Genomic DNA, 22,234 nt, shown 5'->3' with positions numbered 1-22,234 from the left:
TATTTGTATTAATTTTTTAAATCAATAAATGAAAGCACTTGTATTTCCTGGGCAGGGTTCACAGTTTGTAGGGATGGGAAAAGAGTTATATGATTCCCGTAAAGACATTAAAGACCTGATGGAATCTGCTAATGAAATTTTAGGATTCGACATCTTGTCCATTATGTTTAATGGTGCAGATGAGGATCTGAAAAAAACGGAGGTTACCCAACCTTCCATATTCATTCATTCGGTTGCTGCTTTGAAGGCGGTAAACGGTCTTGGAGCCGAGATGGTTGCAGGACATTCTTTAGGAGAATTTTCGGCTTTGGTTGCGAATGGAGTTTTATCTTTTGACGACGGCCTAAAACTGGTTTCTGAAAGAGCGAAAGCTATGCAGGCAGCCTGCGATGCCAATCCAAGCTCTATGGCAGCAATCTTAGGATTGGATGATGCTAAAGTTGAAGAAATTTGCGCATCAATCAGCGGAGTAGTGGTTCCTGCAAATTACAATTGCCCTGGGCAGTTGGTGATTTCAGGTGAAACTGTAGCTGTTGAAGAAGCTTGTGCTAAATTAAAAGAAGCAGGAGCAAAAAGAGCACTATTATTGCCTGTAAACGGAGCTTTCCATTCACCACTGATGCAGCCTGCACAGGAGAGATTGGCGGCTGCGATTGAAAATACTAAATTCAGAAAAGCGACGATTCCTGTTTATCAGAATATTACAACAACTGCCGTTACAGATCCAGATCAGATTAAAGCAAATCTTATTGCTCAGTTAACAGGTCCTGTAAAATGGACACAGTCTGTACAGAATATGATCAAAGATGGTGCTACGAACTTTATTGAAGTAGGACCTGGAAAGACTTTACAAGGATTAATTAAAAAAATTGACAGCGAAGTTACATCGGCTTCCGCAATTTAAATTAAATAAAAATGGGCGAAATTTATTCACCGGGAAAGCTGATGCTGACTTCAGAATATTTCGCTGTAGATGGAGCTCTTGTCTTAGCGGTACCCACCAAGCTAGGACAAGAGTTTTTTTTTGAAGAAAAGCATGACGGAAAATCTCTAATTTTCTGGGAAGCCTATCATCAAAACAAATTATGGTTAAAAGTGGTCATTGATTATAAACATTGGCGAATTCTTGAAACCAACATTACTTCAAGCGCAGAGTTTATTCTTAAAACTCTCAAAAATGTTCAGAGTCTTTCTGAAATTAAATTTAAAAGTACAGATTCTTATTATTTAAAAACAAATCTTCAGTTTCCTGCCGATTACGGCCTTGGAAGCAGCTCTACCTTAATGAACAATCTTGCAGAATGGTCTGAGATTGATCCGTTTCATTTAAATTCTGTCAGTTTAGGCGGAAGTGGCTATGATATTGCTGTTGCACATGCTAAGTCAGCTGTCCTTTACCAGAACAAACCTCAGATACATTTTGAAAAGGTCGATTTTAATCCGAAATTTAAGAATGAGCTGATTTTCATCCACTTAAACAAAAAACAGGATAGTCGGGAAGGAATCAATCTTTATAAGTCTAAAACAAAGTCTCAAAATTTGGTCGACGAATTTTCTGATCTCACAAGAAATATTTTATTGTGTGACGAATTAGATAATTTTTCTGACTTAATGATGATTCATGAGCAACGTATTTCTGATTTTATTGAAATTCCGACAGTTAAATCAGTTTTTTTTGCAGATTGTGCAAAATTTGTCAAAAGTTTGGGCGCTTGGGGCGGTGATTTTGTAATGAGTGCCAAATTTGAAGGCTTTGAGGACTATTTTTGGGGAAAAGGTTTTACTACTGTTTTTGAGTGGAGTGATTTAATTGATTAATAATCAGTTGGTTAGAAGACCTGTTTTTTATTTGTCATTTTCGCTTATATGTTTATATTTATCGAAGTTTAACAATTAGTTAATATGAATTGCTGAACGAACAAAAAAGTAAAAAGAAAATATAAGTAAAATGAAAAACGCTAGAATCATCCAGGATTTACAAAAATTAGGGATTAAAGGAGAGTATGAATTAACTTATAATCCTTCCTATGAAGAGTTATATCAAGCGGAAATGTCACCTGAAAATCAGGGATTTGAAAAAGCTGAACTTACAGAATCCGGTGCAGTATCTGTGCAGACAGGAATTTTCACTGGCCGCTCACCTAAAGACAGATATATTGTTCAGGATGATGTTACGAAAGATACTATTTTCTGGGATGGCAAAGTAAACCTTCCTACAACTCCCGAAATTTTCGAATCTTGTAAAGATTTAGTTTTAAATCAACTTTCCGGTGCCAAAAAAATCTATGTTGTCGATACATTTTGCGGTACCAATGAAGATACAAGACTTAAGGTAAGATTTATTGTTGAAGTAGCGTGGCAGGCGCACTTTGTTACGAATATGTTCATCCGTCCCTCTCATTACGATTTAGAAAACTACGGAGAACCTGATTTTACAGTAATCAATGGTTCGAAAACGACCAACCCAAATTGGGAGGAGCAGGAATTAAATTCCGAAAACTTCGTAATGTTCAATCTTACCGAGAAATTACAGATCATTGGTGGTACATGGTACGGTGGGGAAATGAAGAAAGGAATGTTTGCCATGATGAATTATTACCTTCCACTGAAAGGGATGGCATCGATGCACTGTTCTGCAAACGTTGGTGAAGAAGGAGATGTAGCGTTATTCTTTGGACTTTCAGGAACAGGAAAAACAACTTTGTCTGCAGATCCTAAAAGATATTTAATAGGTGACGACGAGCACGGTTGGGATAACAATGGAGTTTTCAACTATGAGGGCGGATGTTATGCTAAAGTAATCGATTTGTCAGCAGAAAAAGAACCGGATATTTTCAGAGCCATTAAAAGAGATGCACTTCTGGAAAACGTTGTGGTGAATGACGGAATTGCTGATTACAAAGACGGTTCAATCACAGAAAATACGAGAGTTTCTTACCCGATTTATCATATTAATAAAATCGTTTTACCTTCTAAAGCAGGTCATGCAAGCAAGATTGTTTATCTTTCGGCGGATGCTTTCGGAGTTTTGCCTCCGGTTTCTATTTTAGATGAAAACCAGGCTCAATACCATTTCCTTTGTGGTTATACTTCAAAATTAGCAGGAACGGAAAGAGGAATCACAGAACCTGAACCATCGTTCTCTCCTGCATTTGGTGAAGCATTTTTAACATTGCATCCAACCATGTATTCTAAAACATTGATTGGAAAAATGAAAGAACATGGTGCAAAAGCTTATTTAGTAAACACTGGATGGAACGGTACAGGTAAAAGAATTTCTTTAAAAGATACGAGAGCAATTATTGACTCTATCATCGATGGATCAATAGAAAATGCTGAAAAGACAACTATTCCAGTAATGAATCTGGAAATTCCAACTTCATTGCCGAATGTTTCTGAAGGTATTTTAGACCCAAGAGATACTTACAATGACGTAGCAGAATGGGAAGAAAAAGCAAAAGATCTTGCTGCAAAATATATCAAAAACTTCGAGCAGTACTGCGGTAATGACGAAGCCAAAGAGCTGATTGCCTCTGGTCCTCAATTGCAGGAACAGACCATTTAGAAATAGTGAAGAGCCTCATCGATTGATGAGGCTTTTTTATTTTATTAAAATTTTAGTCATTCCATCCATAGCTTTCCCAAGATTTTTTTTGACTGTCATACACTTCTCGTACAAAAAAACCTCTTTCATATTCAAGATTAAAGTTATTTGAATCTTTGAATCTGTTATATTTTATTCCATAAGCTGTAGACAATTCATTCGGATAAGATTTTTTATTATTTTCAAGACTAAAAATAATTTGCTCTGACCTGAACTTCTGAACCTTATCAACAATAAAAGTCGAAATCGTCTGCATTAATAGAAAAAGAGGAAGTAAAGTGATAATTTTTGTGGATGTAAGATTAAACACCGCCTTTTTATATTTTATGAAATTAAAAATAAAAAGCACAAAAGAGCATAACGATATGCCTGCGAAAGGGATTAGTAAGAAGAACATTTGAATTACAACAAAGTAGTCAATGTAGGGTATGATGATTCCAAGAATAATCACTTTGATAAAAATATATTTGAAAATATTTTTTTTCAATTAGATATTTTAGTAGTAGAAAAAGCTATTTTAAACTCAAAATCGCTAGCCGATAACCTTCCATTCCAAAACCTGACAAAACAGCATCAGTACAGGCAGCGGTTACAGACTTCTGACGAAATTCTTCTCTTTTGTAAATATTGCTGATATGAACTTCCACTTTAGGCTTCTGAATATTTTTTAAGCAATCTGCAATCGCATAAGAATAATGAGTGAAAGCTCCCGGATTAATCACAACCGCATCAAAATTATCTTCCTGAAGTCTGTTAATCAATTCACCTTCAATGTTTGACTGATAATAATTCAGCTCGTGAGAAGTAAAGTCAGACTTTAAGTTTTCTAAATAAGATTCCATGGAAATGGTTCCATAGATTTCAGGTTCTCTTGTACCTAGAAGATTTAGATTCGGACCGTTGATGATTAAAACTTTCATAGTATAAAAGTAAGAATTCTTTTTGTTTTAAGCTTAAAAATGTGAAGTCTGAAGGTTTTTCACTAACTTATAATTTTAAATCTTATTTGATTTTATCATGAAAGAAGAAATCGAAAACAAACTGATCGATAAAAATACAAAACCCACAAGCATGAGGATTTTGGTGTATGATTTTCTAAGCTCTCAAAATGCGGCACTTTCGTTATCTGAAATTGAAAATCATTTTGATAAAGCCGACCGAACCACAATTTACCGAACATTAAAAACTTTCGAAGAAAAAGGAATCGTTCACGGAATTCGGGAAAATGCCACAACAAAATACAAGCTTTGCCATGATGACTGTGATGAGAAAACACACAAAGACCGGCATCTTCATTTCTACTGTAAACTCTGTAAAGAAACTACTTGCAAAGAAGATATTACGATTCCGGAAAATATTCAGAGCAATTTCAGGATTGATGAAGTAAGACTTTTCGCAAAAGGTATTTGTGAAAAGTGTTTAGAAAGTTTGCAATAGTATTGCATGATCTATAAGGCTAAATTTGTTTAAAATTAATTGTTATGGAAGAATGTTGCAGTACAAAACCAAAAGAACAGCACAATCACGAAGGTCACGATCACGACCATGATCATTCTCATAATGCAGCAGATCAAACGGTTTTCCAGATGTTTCTTCCGGCCATCATTTCGTTGTCTTTATTATTAAATGGAATTGCCTTTGATCATTTTATTGAAAGCAATTGGTTCAATGGCTGGATTCGCCTTCTTTGGTATCTGATCGCTTATCTGCCTGTTGGAATTCCCGTTTTAAAAGAAGCCTACGAAAGCATTGTTAATGGCGATGTCTTTTCTGAGTTTTTCCTGATGGGAATTGCCACCGTCGGTGCCTTCGCAATCGGAGAATATCCCGAAGGAGTTGCCGTGATGCTTTTCTATTCTGTTGGAGAAGTTTTTCAGGCAATGGCAGTAACAACAGCAAAGAGCAATATTAAGTCACTTCTTGATCAGCGTCCTGATGAAGTTACTATTTTAAAAGACGGAATACCTCAGGTTGTAAAATCCGAAACTGTAAATGTTGGGGAGATCATTCAGTTAAAATCGGGCGAAAAATTAGGATTGGATGGCGAATTGATTTCTGAAAAAGGTTCATTTAATACTTCGGCGCTTACCGGAGAAAGTCAACCCGATACAAAAATAAAAGGAGAGATAGTTTTGGCAGGAATGATCAATCTAAATAAGGTCAGTCAAATTAAAGTGACGGCAGCGTTTAAAGATAGCAAACTGAGTAAAATTTTAGAACTCGTTCAGAATGCGACTTCTCAGAAAGCTCCAACTGAATTATTTATCAGGAAGTTTGCGAAAATTTATACACCGATAGTAGTTTTTCTGGCAATCGGAATTACTTTTCTTCCATATTTGTTTGTAAATGATTATCAATTTAAAACATGGTTATATAAAGCATTGGTTTTTCTGGTAATTTCCTGCCCATGTGCGTTGGTAATTTCCATTCCGTTAGGATATTTCGGTGGAATCGGAGCAGGAAGCAGAAATGGAATTTTAATTAAAGGAAGTAATTTTCTTGATGTTTTAGCCAATATTCAGAATGTGGTAATGGATAAGACCGGAACGATGACTGAAGGGGTTTTTAAAGTTCAGGAATTTTATTTTGATAAAGAATTTAATAAAGAAGAAATTTTAAAACTCGTCAATGCTTTAGAAAGTCAGAGTACGCATCCGGTTGCAACGGCAATTCATGAGTTTGTGGGCGAAGTTGACCATTCTATTACATTAGAAAACGTAGAAGAAATTGCAGGCCAAGGTTTGAAAGCAGGCATCAATGGCAAGGAAATTTTAGTTGGAAATTTAAAACTCATGAAGCAGTTCAATATTTCATTTGATTTAAATATTGAAAACATTGTCTACACTTTAATCGCCGTTGCTTACGACCAAAAATTCGTAGGGTATTTTACCATTGCTGACACTATTAAATCTGATGCGCAGTTTACCATTAAAAAATTAAAATCTTTAGGTGTAAAAACCACCATGCTGAGCGGTGATAAGACTTCCGTTGTGAAGTTTGTAGCAGATCAGCTGGGAATCGCAAATGCTTTTGGAGATTTGTTGCCCGAAGACAAAGTGAATATGGTAAAAGAACTGATCGCTAATCATGAAAGTGTTGCTTTCGTAGGCGATGGGGTCAATGACGCTCCTGTTGTAGCTTTAAGCGATGTAGGGATTGCAATGGGTGGATTAGGAAGCGATGCTACGATAGAAACGGCAGATGTTGTTATTCAGGATGATAAGCCAAGTAAAATTCCAATGGCAATCAATATCGGAAAGCAGACTAAGAAAATTGTATGGCAGAATATTATCCTGGCATTTGTAGTAAAAGGAATTGTTTTGATTCTGGGTGCTGGCGGAATTGCAACAATGTGGGAGGCTGTTTTTGCTGATGTCGGAGTGGCTTTATTAGCAATTTTGAATGCGGTGAGAATTCAGAGAATGAAGTTTTAATTTAAAATGTAATCCCGAAGATTTTCACAGATTTTTATTTTAAAGCTTTCACTTTATATTTAAAATAGAAAGCTATTGATGATATTCATCATAAATTAACCTTTAAACAGATTTTGCGTGGTATATTTGTAGTAAAGAGTTATCATTGAAGTTTTTTATTTCGTTTTTCATCATTTTTACCCTCGCAGTTCGTCCTGTTCTGCCTGTGATTAATTATGCTGTAAACTATGAATATATTGTTAAAAATCTCTGCGAAAAAAGAGATGTGATTGACTCTACGTGTAAAGGTAAATGCTACGTTAGTAAAGAACTGGTGAAAACAGAGAAGCAAAACAATTCGCAGACCATCAAGATGACAGTCTTGGATGTTTTTCTTTCGGGCGAAATTCTCTCTTTTTCAAATAACGGTTTTAGTGATTATGCAGATGCAGAAAATTCTTTATATTTAAATAATCACAGTTCAGAATATTTTTCAAAAATATTTCATCCTCCTTTAGCTTAAGCTTAATTTTCCGGTCTTGATTCATTCAAGACTTACTATTCATTTTACTACTAATTTCAATTTAAATAAATGAAATCAATATTCATTTTGGCAGTATTTCTGTCAGTTTCAGTGGTGTCCTGTGGTCAGGATGCTCCAATAGTTAAGCATAAAAAGAGCATGAATACTTCAGGTAAGAATATATCAGATGTAGAAGTGATCAATAAAGTAGATCCTATTTGCCAAATGCAAACGGCGGGTTTTACTAAAGATACAATGACCTATAAGAATAAAGTGTATGGTTTTTGCAGTGTGTACTGCAAAGACGAATTTAAAAAAGATCCTGAGAAATATGTCCAAAAATAATCATCCCAAAAAAAGTTCAAAATCTAAACTGGTAATTCCATTAGTGATTTTAGCAATTCTTTTTCTGGGTATCGGTTTTGGAACAAGCTATTTCAGGAAAAGTCTATATACGGTAATGAAAGTTCCTGATTTTCAACTTACGGATCAGAACAGGCAGCAAATTTCTAATAAAGATATGCTGGGGAAGGTTTATCTCGTAGAGTTTTTTTTCAGTAAATGTCCGACAATCTGTCCTGTAATGAATTCGAATATGAAGGTCATTCAGAATGAGATCAAAAGTCCCGATTTTGGAATTATCTCCATTAGTATAGATCCAGAGAACGATACTCCTAAGGCATTGAAGCAGCATGCCATTCAACTGGGTGTTTCGTCCAGAAACTGGCATTTTCTAACTGGCGACCGTACTTACATCGGTATGGTGGCAGATCAGTTCAATATCTATGTGGGAGACAAGGAAGATGAGAGTGAAAGTCTCAACCACAGTGGGATGATTGCCTTGGTTGATAAAGAAGGTAATATACGCTGCAGGTACAATAAGGATCAGATGCCAATTCTGTACTATTCAGGATTAAATTATGAAGATCCGGAAGGGAAAATTCCCAAACTGAATGGAAAATACCATCCTGATAGAGAGATTTTAATTGAGGATATTAAAAAGTTATTGAAGTAAAAATGGATGTTTGAGCTGTAAATTAAATAACAGATGATATACGTCCAATATTCAAGCAAAGAATTAAAATGTTAACCATAAATAAAAAATTATGAAAGTTTTTAAAGTAGCTGCTTTTACCGCAGTTTTTGCGGCGCAGTTTGCGTTTGCACAATTTAAACAAACTGCGTTACCTTATGCATATAATGCTTTGGAGGGAAATATTGATGCGCAGACGATGGAGATCCACTATTCAAAGCATGCCGCAGCATATGTGAGTAATTTGAATAAAGCAATCGCAGGGACTCCTCAGGAGAAGCAGACCTTATTCCAGATATTATCTAAGGCAGGTACGTTGTCAATGGCTGTAAGAAATAACGCAGGTGGTCATTACAACCACGAACTATTCTGGACTGTTCTTACGCCGGAAAAGAATACTCAGCCTTCAGCAAAGTTATCTAAAGCAATTACAGATGCATTCGGAAGTATGGATGCATTTAAAGAAAAAATGAGCAAAGCAGGAGCCGATCGTTTCGGTTCTGGATGGGCTTGGCTTTCTGTTGATAAGAGTGGTAAATTATTCGTTTCATCAACGCCAAACCAAGATAATCCGTTAATGGATGTTGTGGAAGAGAAAGGAACGCCAATCTTCGGAATCGATGTTTGGGAGCATGCTTATTATTTGAAATATCAGAACAAAAGAGCTGATTACTTAACTGCCATCTGGAATGTGACCAACTGGAAAGAAGTAAGCAGAAGATATGATGAAGCCTTAAGTAAAAAATAGGTTATCCAATGCATATAATTATTGTGGCTATTCTTTACAGGATATGCCGCAATTTTTTTAACTTACCATAGATAAACATAAAAAAAACCACTGAATAAATCAGTGGTTTTTTAGTAGCCCGTAGGGGAGTCGAACCCCTCTTACCAGGATGAAAACCTGAGGTCCTAACCGATAGACGAACGGGCCATCTACCATCACGTTATAAATAACGGGTTAGTAATTTGAATTTTTAAAAGTTTCAATTCTTTTTAGTAGCCCGTAGGGGAGTCGAACCCCTCTTACCAGGATGAAAACCTGAGGTCCTAACCGATAGACGAACGGGCCTACTATAATTACGCTAACTTGTTAACGTGCTTAGTCAGTTTACTTTTTAAGTTAGCCGCTTTGTTTTTGTGGATAATGTTTTTCTTAGCTAATTTATCCAATAAAGCGATAACTTTTGGCAATTGTTCTGTTGCTGCAGTTTTATCTTCTTCATTTCTTAACCCTTTGATTGCTGTTCTAGCAGTCTTGTGGTAGTATCTGTTACGAACTTTTCTAACTTCGTTTTGTCTTATTCTTTTAAGAGCTGATTTATGATTTGCCATATCGTTCAAATGTGAGTGCAAATTTATAAACTTTTTTTATACCAGCCAAATTTATTTTTAAAAATTTTAAACTTTATTTTAAGAGGTATTTTTTTGAGTTTATCTAATGCTTGTTCTAGTTTTATATTCTTTTGTTCCTTATCTATTTTCTGAATATGCTGACAAGCATATTCAGATTGTTCTTTATAATCTTTGTCTGTTCCCTTACGTCGTTGATCCTTAAATCATGACTTCTGAGTTCTTGTGGATTATCCTAAAACAGTTTTTTAATTCTATCTTTTCAATCCGACATGATATCAAATTGGTAGTCTATAGGAGAATCGAACTCCTGTTGCAAGGATGAAAACCTTGAGTCCTAACCACTAGACGAATAGACCAAATTTTGAGGTTGCAAAAGTATTAATTAAGTTTCAAACTTCAAAATTATTTTTTCCTATTTATTGATTTTTTGAATGACGGTGTTTTTAATTCCCTTGGTTTCCAGTTCTTTCTGAAGTTTTACAGCATCTTCCAGAGATGAAGCTTTTCCATACGTGTAATAGAATAGACCGTTGTTTTTCTCTCTTTCGGCGTCTTTGAGGGTTTGTAAGATAAATGAGTTTGCACTTAATTTATCTTTACCTACATATACTTCAATGGTGTAGTAACCGGTATTCAGCTTTTGGTTTGGCATAAATCCTACTGCATAAGCATTTCTAAAACCTGCGTCTTTTGCTGTTTTAATATTGATGTCACGAATAGAAGCCATATTGGTCACACTGTAGTAATATTTGTAGATACCATTTTCTTTTAATGGAAGAATGTAATTTAAGCCTTTTAAAGCAGGGTCATCCTCATTATACTTCACTGCAGACGTCATCAGTAATATTCTGAAATCATTCTTCAACGGCACTTCTACTTTTTTCTCAGGTTCAGGTTTTTTAGTTGCAAGTGCCCCTCCTGATTTTCTGTCGATTGCCTTTTTGTAGTCAATAATCGCATCATATATACTTTCAGAAATTTCATCCTGTCCTTTTTCGGAAGCCAAATAATGACTTTCTTCAGGATGATTGATAAAACCTGTCTCGATTAGCACAGAAGGCATCGCATTCATACGTAGAACGTGAAGGTTTTTCTGCCATACTCCTCTTGAAGATCTTTTGTCTTTATTCACAAAATTGTTCTCAACAAGACCTCCTAGCAACAGACTCGATTCAAGATATTTACTTTGCTGAAGTTTTAGGGCAATTAAAGATTCAGGTGATTTTGCATCATAAGTACCAAAGGTCTGCTTATCTTTTTCGTCGAGGTAAATTACATCATTTTCTCGCTTTGCGACTTCAAGGTTGGTGTCATTCTGATCCGGTCCCTGAACAAAGGTTTCTGTTCCGTATGCGGTCGGTCGTTGAGAAGAGTTACAGTGCACAGAGACAAAAAGGTCTGCCTTGCTTCGGTTGGCGAGGTTGGTTCTGTCGGAAAGTGAAGGGAATTCGTCAATCTTTCGGGTGTAAATCACCTTAAAGTCTTTGTTTTTTTCAAGCATTCTTCCTATTTTAAGAACAATAGCAAGTGTAATATCTTTTTCTGCAATTCTTCCTATATCACTATATGATCTGTTTGCTCCATGATCGCTGCCCCCGTGTCCTGCGTCTAAAACAACGGTAAACTTTTTTTGGGAAAAGACGAATTGGGTAGAAAGTATGAAGAGAAATGCTAAAATTATTTTAAATTTTCGTGTGTACATCTTACAGTTTTAAAAATTATACTAATTTTGAGCCTAAATTATATAAAAACAAAATTGGACAAAACCGTCTTCAAAAATATATTACAAATTTTAATTATCCTAATTTTTAACAGTTTTTTAGCACAACAAACTCCTAAAAAATTAACGGAAACTACGGTAGTTAAAGATACAATTTCCAAAAAGGATACAATTGTTGTACAAAAAGAGGCATTGGATGATGTGCTCGATACGAAAGCCGATGATCAGCGCAGAGATGTGCCGAAGAAAATGATATATTTGAACAGAAATGCTCAGGTGAAATATCAGGATATGCAGATAGATGCTGATTACATATCTATTGATGAAACCAAAAATATGATTTTCGCAAGAGGAAAGCTTGATTCTATCGGTAAAATAGTAGAACCGGTAATTACCACTCAGGCCGGTAAAAAGTATGAAACCAACGAGTTTTCTTATAATTACAAGACAAAACAGGCTATAGCATATAATGCGAGAACAGAAGAAAGCGAAGGGATTATTGTTGCTGAAAAAACAAAAAAGTACAATGACTCTGTTTTTATTATGCGCCGAGCTATTTTCACAACTGATGATTATTTCATTAAGAAAAAAGATACAGCAGCCGATTACCACTTGAAAGCTCAATATATAAAAATGGTTAAAGGCAAGAATAGTTCATCTTTAATTACGGGCCCGATAGGTTTTGTGATTGAAGGTGTTCCTACACCATTAATTATGCCGTTTGGTATCATACCTTTTTCAGAAAAAAGATCTGCAGGTATTCTGATTCCTAGTTTTGGGGAAAGAGAAGATGTTGGGTTTTTCTTAAACGGAATAGGATATTATCAACCCATTGGAGAGCATTTTGACCTTAAAGTTTTAGCAGATATTTACACAAAAGGAAGCTGGAATCTGCGTCCCGAAATGAATTATCTCAAAAAATATAGATACTCAGGAAACTTTTCTGCTGATATTGGAACTACCGTTCGGGGGATTAAAGGTCTTGATGATTACAGCAAAACCGGAACGTACAGAATTGCATGGAGGCATACACAAGATACCAAAGCTAATCCGTTTCTTACATTTTCTGCTTCAGTGGATGTGACAAGCCAGACCTTCTATAATAATACAGTTAATAATAATTATATTATGGACCAGAGTGTACTAAGAACACAGCAGAACTCTACATTGACACTCACAAAAAGGTTTTTAAAACTTCCGGCAACGATTACAGGAACCGCATCCTATTCTCAGAATTTCGCAACAGGTTTGGCCGATCTGCGTTTACCTCAGATGAATGTGGCAATTAACCAGTTTTATTTATTTGGATCAAAAACAGGCGTGAGATCAGGACTTATAGAAAATATTACGGTAAATACAGGTTTAAATTTAACCAATTTTGTAAGCACAGGTGAAGGCGAGCTTTTCACCAAAGCCATGTGGGATAAATTGCAGACCGGAATTAAAAATAATATCACCCTAGGTACCAATACAACGATTGCTAAGTATTTTACATTCAGTTTAGGGGCAAATATCGATAATGCATTAACAACTAAGACGCTTACCAAATATTACGATCCTATCATCAATAAAGAAGTAGATCAGATTAATAAAAAAGTGGCGGGATATTCTACATTCTCTACAACCGCAAGTCTTCAGACGCAGCTTTACGGTCAGGCAAACTTTAAAAAAGGCGCATCTATTGAGGCGATTAGACACATGATGACCCCAAGTATAGGATTTACATACTCTCCAGATTTTGGAGGTTCAGGATTCGGGTATTTCAGAAATTATTATAATGCCACAGGAGCATTAACTCCTTATTCTATTTTTGACAACGGAATCGTAGGCGCACCAACTTCGGGAATGGTGGGAGCATTAGGTTTCAACATTGGAAACAATATTGAGATGAAAGTGAAATCTAAAAGTGATTCTACAGGAGTTAAAAAGATTAAAATATTTGAATCTCTAAACCTTTCCGGAAGTTACAATTTTGCAGCAAAAACACATCCGTGGTCAGTGATTTCAGTTAATGGACAATCGTCTTTTTTTGATAATAAACTGAGTGTAAATACAAGTTTGACCTTGGATCCCTATAAAATTTTATATATCCCAGGTGAGGAGCAGGGTATCAGAACAGAGAATTTCGGACACTTTAGCGTGCAGGGATTCAATGTTCAGTTGTCATATCCTTTGAGCAGTGAACTTTTCGGTGAGAAAACAGATTATGCTAAAAAGTATGGCTCAAAAGGTGAGATTAGAAATGAAAATTATTATTTTGATAATGATAATTACGCGCATTTTGATCAGGCCTGGACACTGAATGTTAATGCCAATTATGCTTACTCAAGAGGTGCTACACGTACTTCAAATAAAATAGCATCTATAGGTTTAGACGGAAGCATTAAGCTTACTCCTTATTGGAATATCAACGGTAGCACCCATTATGATATGGTTACTAAAGATTTGGCCTATACAAGAATCGGTTTCTCAAGAGACCAGCGAAGTTTCTCTATCAATTTTAACTGGGTACCCTTTGGGCAGTATAAAGTGTATGACTTTTTTATCGGGATTAAAGCAAATATCTTAAGTGATGCGCTGAAATACAAAGACAGAAGCTTTACGCAGCCAAACCCACCTTTCTAAGATTATTTTTTGTTTAAATTTTAATTTTATATTTGCACCCGAAATAAATTCTGTTAAAAGCGGCATGATTTTCACTTTAGTGAGATAGTGCGATATACATATAAATAATATATCATCATATGAAAAAAATAATATCTACGGTTAATGCTCCTGCAGCAATAGGACCTTACTCACAGGCAAATTTAGCAAACGGAGTTTTATACATTTCAGGACAGATTCCTGTAGATCCGGCTACAGGAAAATTGGTTGAAGGAATAGAAAAGGAAACACATCAGGTAATGAAAAATTTGGAGGCTGTCCTTACGGAAGCGGGCATGACTTTTAAAAATGTTGTAAAGGCAAGTATTTTCCTTAAAAGTATGGATGATTTTGCGGTGATGAACGATATTTATGCGTCGTATCTTGATGCAGAAAGTTATCCGGCACGTGAAACAGTACAGGTTTCGTGTTTACCGAAAAATGTAGATATTGAAATTTCTATGATTGCACATCAGGACTAAATGAGTTTTCTAAGAAATACATTTGCTATAATAGTGGGTCTTGCGATTGCAGGGCTTATTATTACTCTTGGTATAAGGGCTTTCCCCAAATGGGTGACATTCGAAGCTTTTGCCCCATTTGAGCATTGGCAAAGATTTCTTGAAAGTATGAAAAATGACCATGCCTTTTTCGGTTTTCTTCTTTTGATTTCAGGATTTGGAAGTACTGTAGGAGGTGTCGCTACCGCAATTATTGTAAAGTATGCTAAAGTGGCTTATGCTATTCTTATCGGTTTCATCATGTTGTTTATTGCAATGCTTGATGTTATTATTTTCCCGTATCATCCTACTTTCTATAAAATCTCAATTTTCCTGATCTTTTTCCCGTTTGCATGGATAGGAGGAAAGGTTGTCGAGATTATTTATGAAAGAAAGAAGAAACGGAGAATTGCTGACAAAACGAATAAATAGCAATTGTTTCAAAAATAGAAAACGCGCGGCAGTCTTTGACTGCCGCGCGTTTTACTTAATATGTTTTTATAATCTGTCCTTCTAAGGCATTTTAAATCCCTTGGTGTAAATCCTACCATAGTTATCTACAAATTTCACCTGTACATTTCCCTGATATTTATCTAGAATCTTTTCTACATCTTTCTGTGAATTCACAGGTTTTCCGTTGATTTCTATAACGATATATTCATCTACAACGCCTATTTTAGCTATCTCACTACCTTCTGTTACATTCTTGGTAATAACTCCGCTGTTCAGACCATATTCGGTTTTAAATCGGTCATTTAGCGGCTCGAAGTTGGCTCCGATCTTTTCGGTAACACTGAGATCTGCTTTCGATCTTGCACTGGTTCCTCCGTTTTGATCTTTAAGTGTAACGGTTGCAACATTTTCTTTACCGTTTCTGAGATAAGTCACTTGTACTTTATCACCTGGACGTTTGCTTCCGATGGAAATCGATAAGTCTGCAAAATCGGTAATTGGCATTTCGTCTACTTTTACGATGACATCTCCGGCTTTCAATCCTGCGTCCTGAGCGCCGCTACTAGGTGAGAATCCTCTCACGTATACACCTGAACCTACTTTTAGATTGGCTTTTTCCTGTTGGTTATATCCTGTCACTTGTTGTTGATCCGAAAGGTCTAAAGAATTTACTCCCAAGAAACCTCTCTGCACAATTCCGAATTTCTTGATATCTTCAACAATCTTTCTTGCTAAGTTTGCAGGAACGGCAAACCCGTAACCTTGATAATATCCTGTGGTAGAAGAAATCGCTGAGTTAATTCCAATTAAATCTCCATTCACATTCACCAAAGCTCCTCCTGAATTTCCAGGATTAATAGCTGCATCGGTCTGAATAAAGCTTTCAATAGGATTAGTGGCTTTACCCTGTCCTCCTAAAATTCCGATTCCTCTTCCTTTTGCCGAGATAATCCCCGCCGTTACAGTAGAATTTAAACCTAATGGATTACCCACAGCTAAAACCCATTGTCCCACATCAATATTATCCGAATTGGCAAAGTTTAAAAAAGGAAGCCCTTTTTCTTCTATTTTTAATAGAGAAATATCCGTATTTGGGTCTGTTCCTACTAGAGTTGCGATATAAGATTTTTTGTTGCTTAATACAACTTCAAGTTTATTGGCACCCGCTACAACGTGGTTGTTCGAGATAATGTACCCATCAGCCGAGATGATCACACCAGAACCCATACCTGAAGGCATGTTGTCCGGAGCCTGCTGTTGTGGCTGTCTCTGTCTTTGTTGCCCTCTTCCTCCAAATGGATCACCAAAGAAATAATCGAAAAGATCCTGATCAGAGGCTCTGTTTGATGTCCTTGTTTGGTAATTTTTGATCGTTACTACAGCCGGAACTGTTGTCCTGGCAGCTTTTACAAAATCATCACCCACCGCAGCGGTATTCATCCCTACAAAGGATGCATTTTTCGATGAGGTGAAATAAGATTGGTCTACGTTATTAGAATCGTGACCTAAATATTGTTGTACGCCAACGGTAGTAGCTCCTGAGATTACTCCTACAACGGCAAATGGTAAAAGTTTTTTTAAAGTACTCTTCATTGTTTATCTGTCTTTTATTATACTATTAGTGAATACAAATTTAATGCTTAATTAGTATGCAATTAGTATGCTGTGTTTCAATTTTAACTAAAATTTAACGAGAATTGTGCCAATTTATACATTAAGTCATAATCTTAAAATATTTATTAACATAGCTTAAGATTTAATTAAAAAAAATTCTGACATTTTTGCATACTATAAAATCTGATTTGTCATCTTGTTATTCTCAACTGAAAAAATTCTTATCTTTGCCAAATTATTTTTCTCACTTAAAACGTTTATAGCATGCAACTGTATAACACCTTAAGCGCGGAGGAAAGAGCTCAGCTTATTGATGAAGCTGGTAAGCAACGTCTTACTTTGTCTTTCTATGCGTATGCCAAAATTGAAGACCCTAAAAAATTTCGCGACGAATTATTTATAGCCTGGAATGCTCTTGATGCACTAGGACGTATTTATGTTGCTCATGAAGGAATTAATGCTCAAATGAGTGTTCCTGCAGATCATCTGGAAGAATTCCGTGATACGCTGGAAGTATATGATTTTATGAAAGGTATTCGATTGAATGTGGCGGTAGAGCAGGATGATCATTCTTTTCTGAAACTGACGATTAAAGTCAGAAACAAAATAGTTGCCGACGGTTTGAATGATGAAACTTTTGATGTAACCAATAAAGGCATTCACTTAAAAGCACAGGAATTCAATAATCTTTTGGAAGATCCAAACACAGTTGTTGTAGATTTTAGAAATCATTACGAAAGTGAGGTTGGGCATTTTGAAGGAGCAATTACTCCGGATGTTGAAACATTCAGAGAAAGTTTACCAATTATCAACGAGCAGTTACAGGATTTTAAGGAAGATAAAAATCTATTGATGTATTGTACAGGAGGAATTCGTTGTGAAAAGGCCAGTGCTTATTTTAAACATCAGGGTTTTAAAAACGTTTTCCAGCTGGAGGGCGGAATTATTGAATATGCCCGTCAGGTAAAAGAAGAAGGTGTTGAAAGTAAATTCGTAGGTAAAAACTTTGTATTCGACCATCGTTTAGGAGAAAGAATTACAGATGATATTATTTCGCAGTGCCACCAATGTGGCAAGCCTTGTGATAATCACACCAATTGTGCGAATGATGCTTGTCATCTTTTGTTCATTCAATGTGATGACTGTAAGGCTACAATGGAAAACTGCTGTTCAACAGAATGTTTAGAAATATCACATCTTCCTGCAGCTGAACAATTAAGATTAAGAAAAGGACAACAAGTCGGAAATAAAGTCTTCAGAAAGGGAAAATCTGATTCTCTTACCTTTAAAAACTCGGGCGATTTGCCGGACAAACCTTTGGCAAAAGTAGAAGCAAAAAATATCCGTCAAAAAATTGCCATCAAGAAATTGTTGATAGGTAAAGCTGAACATTATTATACAAAATCTAAAATTGCACAGTTTTTAGTTGAGCAAAATGAACTTTCAGTAGGTGATAAAGTATTGGTCTCTGGTCCTACCACTGGTGAACAAGAAATTACAATTACTGATCTCCACGTAAACGGAAGCGCTTGTGAAACTGCAAAAGTAGGTGATCAGATTACCTTTGAACTTCCTTTCAGAGTTCGTTTGTCTGATAAAATGTATAAAATTTTAGGATCATAATCTTAAATTGATGATATACAGGTTGCATTCTTTCGGAGTGCAACTTTTTTTGTGCGCTATAGTATACGGTAAAAACATTAAAACTCCAACAAAGTTATGTCTGCGCAGAGAAAAATTTAGGCTACTAGTTGTAAAGTGGTTGTCAAATTAAACACTGCAACGCTAATTTTTATAAATTTGAGAATGAAAAAATCAGAAATCAGAAAATTATATCTTGAGAAAAGAAAAAAGTTGTCGCAGGATGAACTTTTATTATTATCTGAGAGAATTTTCGAGAATTTCGTCAATTATTTTAAACCGCTTTTTGGACAAAAAGTTCATATTTTTATTCCGATTGAAAAATTTAAAGAAATCAGAACTGAAAGTTTCATTCAATATTTTTTAAGCCGAAATATTCAGGTTTTTGTTCCAAAAATTGTTGACACAAAATTGATTTCTGTTGAGATTTTTAGTGAAACAAAATTTGAAACAAATAATTGGGGGATTTCTGAGCCTTTATCAAATCAAGATTCACAAATTCATGATTTTGATTTGATCATTACTCCGCTTTTATATTGTGATAGCAGAGGTAATAGAGTAGGCTATGGCAAGGGTTTTTATGATGAGTTTTTTGAAAGTGTTTCCAAAAATTCAAAAAAAATCGGAGTCAATTATTTTGACCCCGATGATATGATTGATGATGTCTGGGAAAATGATATTCCTTTAGACTATTTGGTTACGCCTACCGAAGTGCTGTCCTTTTTCAAAGGTTGCTGATAAAAGTTCACGAAGTAAAATTTAAACTCTTTATTCGTTTTCTCAGGTTTTGAAACCAATGTATATTGCGCATTTTTCTCAAACGTACCGATAGATTTGTTCTTTTTGTCAAAATATTCAACATTGAATTTTGCAAGATCTAATGTGTCGTTATTTTGTATCTCCTGATAAATATTGATGTTATTTACTTTTACTTTCTTTACTTTAAGGCTTTCAAGCTCTTTAAATAATGTGTTAAATGTTGTACTGTCAGGTTTTTGAAAGTATTTTTCGATTTTCGAATAAATGGCAGTATCTATTTCTGTGTTTTTTTCACCCGAAAGATAAAGTGTCGAAAGATCCAAAACATCCTGCACCTTCTGAAGTGTTATCGCATTAATTGCCTGGGTGCTGTCCATCTGAACCGTTTGATTATTGGTGTTTCTTAATTTATCAAGATCACTTACCGCAGAATCCTCTTTTTTTACGCAGGAAATAGCAACAAGTCCGATCAGTATTGAGAGAAACAAAAACTTATTGATTGTTTTCATTGGTTGATATTTTAAATTTGATAGAGATGATTTTTCCTTTTTTATCTTTTCTCATTTCTATTACGTTGAGATTTTTTAGTGATGTTGTAGGAGTTGTTACAAGAGTGATGTAGTCTTGTTTGTCAAGAGATTCCAGTCCGTAGATATCACTGTCGTATACTTGCGTAATCACAGCGTCGTTGCTAATGAGGTTTTCAAGCTGCTTCCTTTTTTGTCTTATAAGATTAAATTGCTCAACAGCATTAACGCCCTGCACGTCCTTCGTTGAAAAATAATAAACCGCCATTTTATAATCGTCAGGTTTTAGTTCGATAGTCTCTTCTTCGGGGGCGTTTTCGAGATTACGGTTGATTTCCAGATTTTCATACATCGTAGAACTGATCTGCATCTTAATGTTTTTATCTTTTGTCTGATAATAAAAACATTCACCTGGTTTTATCCTGAAAAATAATGGAGATTCATTTTCTTTAAGCACTTTTATTTCAATAGTACTCTGAATTTTTTGATTTCTGTCTGCGTCAGTGAAACAGTAAGTGTAAGTTTTATCAAAAATTTCATCTTTAAATCCTAAAAGCCCAAGTAAAACGACAAAAATTAAAGTTGCAGTAATCCATGCGGTGCGTTGATAGCTTTTTTTGGCTGTTTTTTCAATCTTGTAACTGTTGATGTTCTCAATTGAGGTTTTTTGTTCAAGTGTTTGATTTTCAGTATTATTATTTTGTAAATCAGTCTTTTTGAGTGCGCTTATTTCTGTTTTTGCCGTAAGATTTTCAGTTTTAGGTAGATTCAGTGCACTCGAAACAGTTTTTTCCAATTCTCGGCGGTCATCTTCTTCTAAATCTTGATCATCCTGCAGCATTTCTCCGGCAAAAAGATGTTGCTTTTTAAATTCATACCATGATGTGTAACCTGCATAAATACTCAATAATGTGAGCATATCGATGCGGGGTAATTTGGTTACCGGTGAATTTTTGAAATAGGTGTAAAAAGATTTTTCGCTGATGTTTCCTTTCGCCTTTTTTCGGAGATCTTCCTGGAAATATATAATGTCTATTCCCTTCCATTTAGATATATCATCATAAGAAGGGGTGTATTCTTTCAGATATTGAGCCTGAACGTCCTTTTTCAGCTGCTCAAAATGTAATAAATCTAAATCAGTCAATTTTTTAATAAATGATTAATGTGTTGATTTTCAGTGTTATTTATTTGTAAAACTGTTTTACAAAGGTATTACAATTATTTTTCATAAACAAACTTTCTATCTGCTATACCTTTGTCTTGTTCAAATAACCGAACAGAGAAAAAGATTTAAAAAACAATATTAACAAATTAAATTTAATTTATTATGAAAAAGTCATTATTCGTAGCTGCTATCGCTGCAATCTCTTTAGTTGCTTGTAAAAAAGGTGAAGCTACAACTTCTACTACTGATTCTGTTGAAGCTAACGCTGATTCAGCTACTGCTGCTATCGATTCTACAGCTAACGCTGCTGTTGATACAATCAAAGCTACTGCAGATTCAGCTAAAACTGCTGTTGACGCTAAAGTTGATTCAGCTAAAGTTGCTAAGTAATTAGTAGTTACAACTGAAATAAAAGAACCGTTTCGCCTAGCGAAGCGGTTTTTTTGTGTCTTATAATTTAATTGAAAAGAATTTTAATTCTTCTTTTGTTTCAAAGCTTCATAACATGTAATGGCAACGGCATTGCTTAGATTTAAAGAATCTATACTTCCTGACATTGGAATTAAAGTGTTCTTTCCTTTTCCAGACCAGAAATCACTCAATCCGGAGTGTTCTGTTCCGAACAAGACTGCAGACCTCTGTGTGAAATCTCTTTTGTAAAGATCTTCAGAACTCTCGTCCATGATGGTAGTATAAATACGGAACTCATTGTTATTCAAAAAATCAAGAGTTTCTTGGTTCTCAGATTGGAAAACTTCCATTCCAAACAAACATCCTACGCTCGAACGAATCACATTCGGGTTGTAGAAATCAGCCTTTGCATCAGTTACAATCAAGGCATCAACACCGAAGGCTTCACAACTTCTTAGAATTGCGCCTAAATTTCCAGGCTTTTCAACACCTTCAACAATGATAATGGTTGAATTGTATTTAGGTTTAAACGTGCTGAGTTCGGTTTCTTTAGATTTATATATTCCGATGATTCCTTCTGAACTTCCTCTGTATGCTATTTTTTCGTAAACCTTTTCCGAAACAAAATGTATTTTCTCATTAGGATTCTCGCCTTTAAATATGCTTTCACAAATGAAGAATTCTGTTGGCTCAAAATTATATTTCTGAGCTCTTTCATTCTCCTGTTGTCCTTCAACGACAAAAAGACCGGATTTTTTTCTGAATCGGTTGTCAGTTAAAAGTTTGGTAACATTCTTTATTTTTTCGTTTTGAAAGCTTTCGATAATCATGATAGATAGTTGATAAATGATAGTCTTTGCAAAAATAATTTT

General features: G+C 35.3%; 23 protein-coding genes and 3 tRNA genes. 15 read left to right on the top strand and 11 right to left on the bottom strand.

The window, feature by feature from the left end:
* Positions 1-28 precede the first annotated feature (28 nt).
* From fabD to pckA, 3 genes are all read left to right on the top strand, one after another.
* The gene (fabD, locus tag AR685_RS07520; RefSeq protein WP_047442299.1) at positions 29-904 is read left to right on the top strand and encodes an ACP S-malonyltransferase; all 876 of its coding nucleotides are present in this window, start codon (positions 29-31) and stop codon (positions 902-904) included.
* An 11-nt stretch (positions 905-915) separates the two neighbouring features.
* Entirely contained in the window at positions 916-1,818 is a 903-nt protein-coding gene (locus AR685_RS07515; protein WP_059124197.1) for a GYDIA family GHMP kinase, read from the top strand.
* 130 nt (positions 1,819-1,948) lie between these two features.
* Positions 1,949-3,565: a phosphoenolpyruvate carboxykinase (ATP) gene (pckA, locus tag AR685_RS07510; protein WP_059124196.1), complete on the top strand. Its 1,617-nt coding sequence runs from the start codon at positions 1,949-1,951 to the stop codon at positions 3,563-3,565.
* Between the two features lie 52 nt (positions 3,566-3,617).
* On the opposite strand, the gene AR685_RS07505 is transcribed toward pckA, so the two are convergent.
* Both AR685_RS07505 and AR685_RS07500 read right to left on the bottom strand, forming a co-directional pair.
* Positions 3,618-4,091, bottom strand: a complete 474-nt coding sequence (locus AR685_RS07505) for a hypothetical protein (protein WP_059124195.1) — start codon at positions 4,089-4,091, stop codon at positions 3,618-3,620.
* A 25-nt stretch (positions 4,092-4,116) separates the two neighbouring features.
* Positions 4,117-4,524 carry a type II 3-dehydroquinate dehydratase gene (locus tag AR685_RS07500; RefSeq protein WP_059124194.1) on the bottom strand — a complete coding sequence of 136 codons (408 nt, stop codon included), beginning with the start codon at positions 4,522-4,524 and terminating at the stop codon, positions 4,117-4,119.
* Positions 4,525-4,621: 97 nt separating this feature from the next.
* Here AR685_RS07500 and AR685_RS07495 point away from each other — a divergent pair, with 97 nt between their 5' ends.
* From AR685_RS07495 to AR685_RS07470, 6 genes are all read left to right on the top strand, one after another.
* The gene (locus AR685_RS07495) at positions 4,622-5,041 is read left to right on the top strand and encodes a Fur family transcriptional regulator (protein ID WP_059124193.1); all 420 of its coding nucleotides are present in this window, start codon (positions 4,622-4,624) and stop codon (positions 5,039-5,041) included.
* Between the two features lie 44 nt (positions 5,042-5,085).
* Positions 5,086-7,038, top strand: a complete 1,953-nt coding sequence (locus tag AR685_RS07490; protein WP_059124192.1) for a heavy metal translocating P-type ATPase — start codon at positions 5,086-5,088, stop codon at positions 7,036-7,038.
* A gap of 145 nt (positions 7,039-7,183) precedes the next feature.
* Positions 7,184-7,540 carry a hypothetical protein gene (locus AR685_RS07485; RefSeq protein ID WP_047442292.1) on the top strand — a complete coding sequence of 119 codons (357 nt, stop codon included), beginning with the start codon at positions 7,184-7,186 and terminating at the stop codon, positions 7,538-7,540.
* A 69-nt stretch (positions 7,541-7,609) separates the two neighbouring features.
* Positions 7,610-7,885 (top strand): YHS domain-containing protein, encoded by a 276-nt coding sequence (locus tag AR685_RS07480; RefSeq protein WP_082671907.1) that lies wholly within the window; start codon positions 7,610-7,612, stop codon positions 7,883-7,885.
* A complete protein-coding gene (locus AR685_RS07475) occupies positions 7,872-8,555 on the top strand; it encodes an SCO family protein (RefSeq protein WP_185113238.1) in 684 nt (227 codons plus the stop codon). The genes AR685_RS07480 and AR685_RS07475 overlap by 14 nt, the downstream gene beginning before the upstream one ends.
* A 91-nt stretch (positions 8,556-8,646) precedes the next feature.
* On the top strand, positions 8,647-9,321 hold the full coding sequence (locus tag AR685_RS07470) for a superoxide dismutase (RefSeq protein ID WP_059124191.1): 675 nt from the start codon (positions 8,647-8,649) through the stop codon (positions 9,319-9,321).
* A 114-nt stretch (positions 9,322-9,435) separates the two neighbouring features.
* Here the strand turns inward: AR685_RS07470 and AR685_RS07465 are convergent.
* The 5 genes from AR685_RS07465 to AR685_RS07445 form a co-directional block, all read right to left on the bottom strand.
* Positions 9,436-9,507 (bottom strand) — tRNA-Glu (locus AR685_RS07465).
* A 66-nt stretch (positions 9,508-9,573) separates the two neighbouring features.
* A tRNA-Glu gene (locus AR685_RS07460) sits at positions 9,574-9,645 on the bottom strand.
* A gap of 8 nt (positions 9,646-9,653) precedes the next feature.
* Complete coding sequence (gene rpsT / locus AR685_RS07455) at positions 9,654-9,908, bottom strand: 30S ribosomal protein S20 (protein WP_047442289.1); 255 nt, start codon at positions 9,906-9,908, stop codon at positions 9,654-9,656.
* 302 nt (positions 9,909-10,210) lie between these two features.
* A tRNA-Glu gene (locus AR685_RS07450) sits at positions 10,211-10,285 on the bottom strand.
* Positions 10,286-10,341: 56 nt separating this feature from the next.
* Entirely contained in the window at positions 10,342-11,631 is a 1,290-nt protein-coding gene (locus tag AR685_RS07445) for an N-acetylmuramoyl-L-alanine amidase (RefSeq protein WP_047442288.1), read from the bottom strand.
* A gap of 54 nt (positions 11,632-11,685) precedes the next feature.
* Here AR685_RS07445 and AR685_RS07440 point away from each other — a divergent pair, with 54 nt between their 5' ends.
* The 3 genes from AR685_RS07440 to AR685_RS07430 all read left to right on the top strand — a co-directional run bounded on the left by AR685_RS07440 (position 11,686) and on the right by AR685_RS07430 (position 15,224).
* The gene (locus tag AR685_RS07440) at positions 11,686-14,274 is read left to right on the top strand and encodes a putative LPS assembly protein LptD (protein ID WP_059124190.1); all 2,589 of its coding nucleotides are present in this window, start codon (positions 11,686-11,688) and stop codon (positions 14,272-14,274) included.
* 119 nt (positions 14,275-14,393) lie between these two features.
* A complete protein-coding gene (locus tag AR685_RS07435) occupies positions 14,394-14,774 on the top strand; it encodes a RidA family protein (protein WP_047442286.1) in 381 nt (126 codons plus the stop codon).
* A complete protein-coding gene (locus AR685_RS07430) occupies positions 14,775-15,224 on the top strand; it encodes a hypothetical protein (protein WP_059124189.1) in 450 nt (149 codons plus the stop codon).
* An 81-nt stretch (positions 15,225-15,305) separates the two neighbouring features.
* Here the strand turns inward: AR685_RS07430 and AR685_RS07425 are convergent, their stop codons facing one another.
* Positions 15,306-16,838 carry a trypsin-like peptidase domain-containing protein gene (locus AR685_RS07425; RefSeq protein WP_059124188.1) on the bottom strand — a complete coding sequence of 511 codons (1,533 nt, stop codon included), beginning with the start codon at positions 16,836-16,838 and terminating at the stop codon, positions 15,306-15,308.
* Between the two features lie 285 nt (positions 16,839-17,123).
* Here AR685_RS07425 and AR685_RS07420 point away from each other — a divergent pair, with 285 nt between their 5' ends.
* Both AR685_RS07420 and AR685_RS07415 read left to right on the top strand, forming a co-directional pair.
* On the top strand, positions 17,124-18,482 hold the full coding sequence (locus tag AR685_RS07420) for a rhodanese-related sulfurtransferase (RefSeq protein WP_059124187.1): 1,359 nt from the start codon (positions 17,124-17,126) through the stop codon (positions 18,480-18,482).
* A 183-nt stretch (positions 18,483-18,665) separates the two neighbouring features.
* Entirely contained in the window at positions 18,666-19,238 is a 573-nt protein-coding gene (locus AR685_RS07415) for a 5-formyltetrahydrofolate cyclo-ligase (RefSeq protein ID WP_047442282.1), read from the top strand.
* On the opposite strand, the gene AR685_RS07410 is transcribed toward AR685_RS07415, so the two are convergent.
* Together AR685_RS07410 and AR685_RS07405 are read right to left on the bottom strand one after the other, a co-directional pair.
* Positions 19,190-19,768 carry a hypothetical protein gene (locus AR685_RS07410; RefSeq protein WP_047442281.1) on the bottom strand — a complete coding sequence of 193 codons (579 nt, stop codon included), beginning with the start codon at positions 19,766-19,768 and terminating at the stop codon, positions 19,190-19,192. The genes AR685_RS07415 and AR685_RS07410 overlap by 49 nt on opposite strands.
* The gene (locus AR685_RS07405; RefSeq protein ID WP_059124186.1) at positions 19,752-20,930 is read right to left on the bottom strand and encodes a hypothetical protein; all 1,179 of its coding nucleotides are present in this window, start codon (positions 20,928-20,930) and stop codon (positions 19,752-19,754) included. Before AR685_RS07405 ends, AR685_RS07410 begins: the two co-directional genes overlap by 17 nt.
* A gap of 183 nt (positions 20,931-21,113) precedes the next feature.
* Between AR685_RS07405 and AR685_RS07400 the strand changes: the two genes are divergently transcribed.
* Positions 21,114-21,341, top strand: coding sequence for a hypothetical protein (locus tag AR685_RS07400; RefSeq protein WP_047442279.1), 228 nt, complete (start codon positions 21,114-21,116; stop codon positions 21,339-21,341).
* Between the two features lie 83 nt (positions 21,342-21,424).
* Here the strand turns inward: AR685_RS07400 and AR685_RS07395 are convergent, their stop codons facing one another.
* Entirely contained in the window at positions 21,425-22,192 is a 768-nt protein-coding gene (locus AR685_RS07395) for a TrmH family RNA methyltransferase (protein WP_059124185.1), read from the bottom strand.
* Between the last annotated feature and the right edge of the window lie 42 nt (positions 22,193-22,234).

The organism is Chryseobacterium sp. JAH (assembly GCF_001507335.1).
Classification (GTDB): domain Bacteria; phylum Bacteroidota; class Bacteroidia; order Flavobacteriales; family Weeksellaceae; genus Chryseobacterium.
The sequence above is the reverse complement of the archived record's forward strand: the minus strand, read 5'-3'. Positions and strand labels throughout refer to the sequence as shown.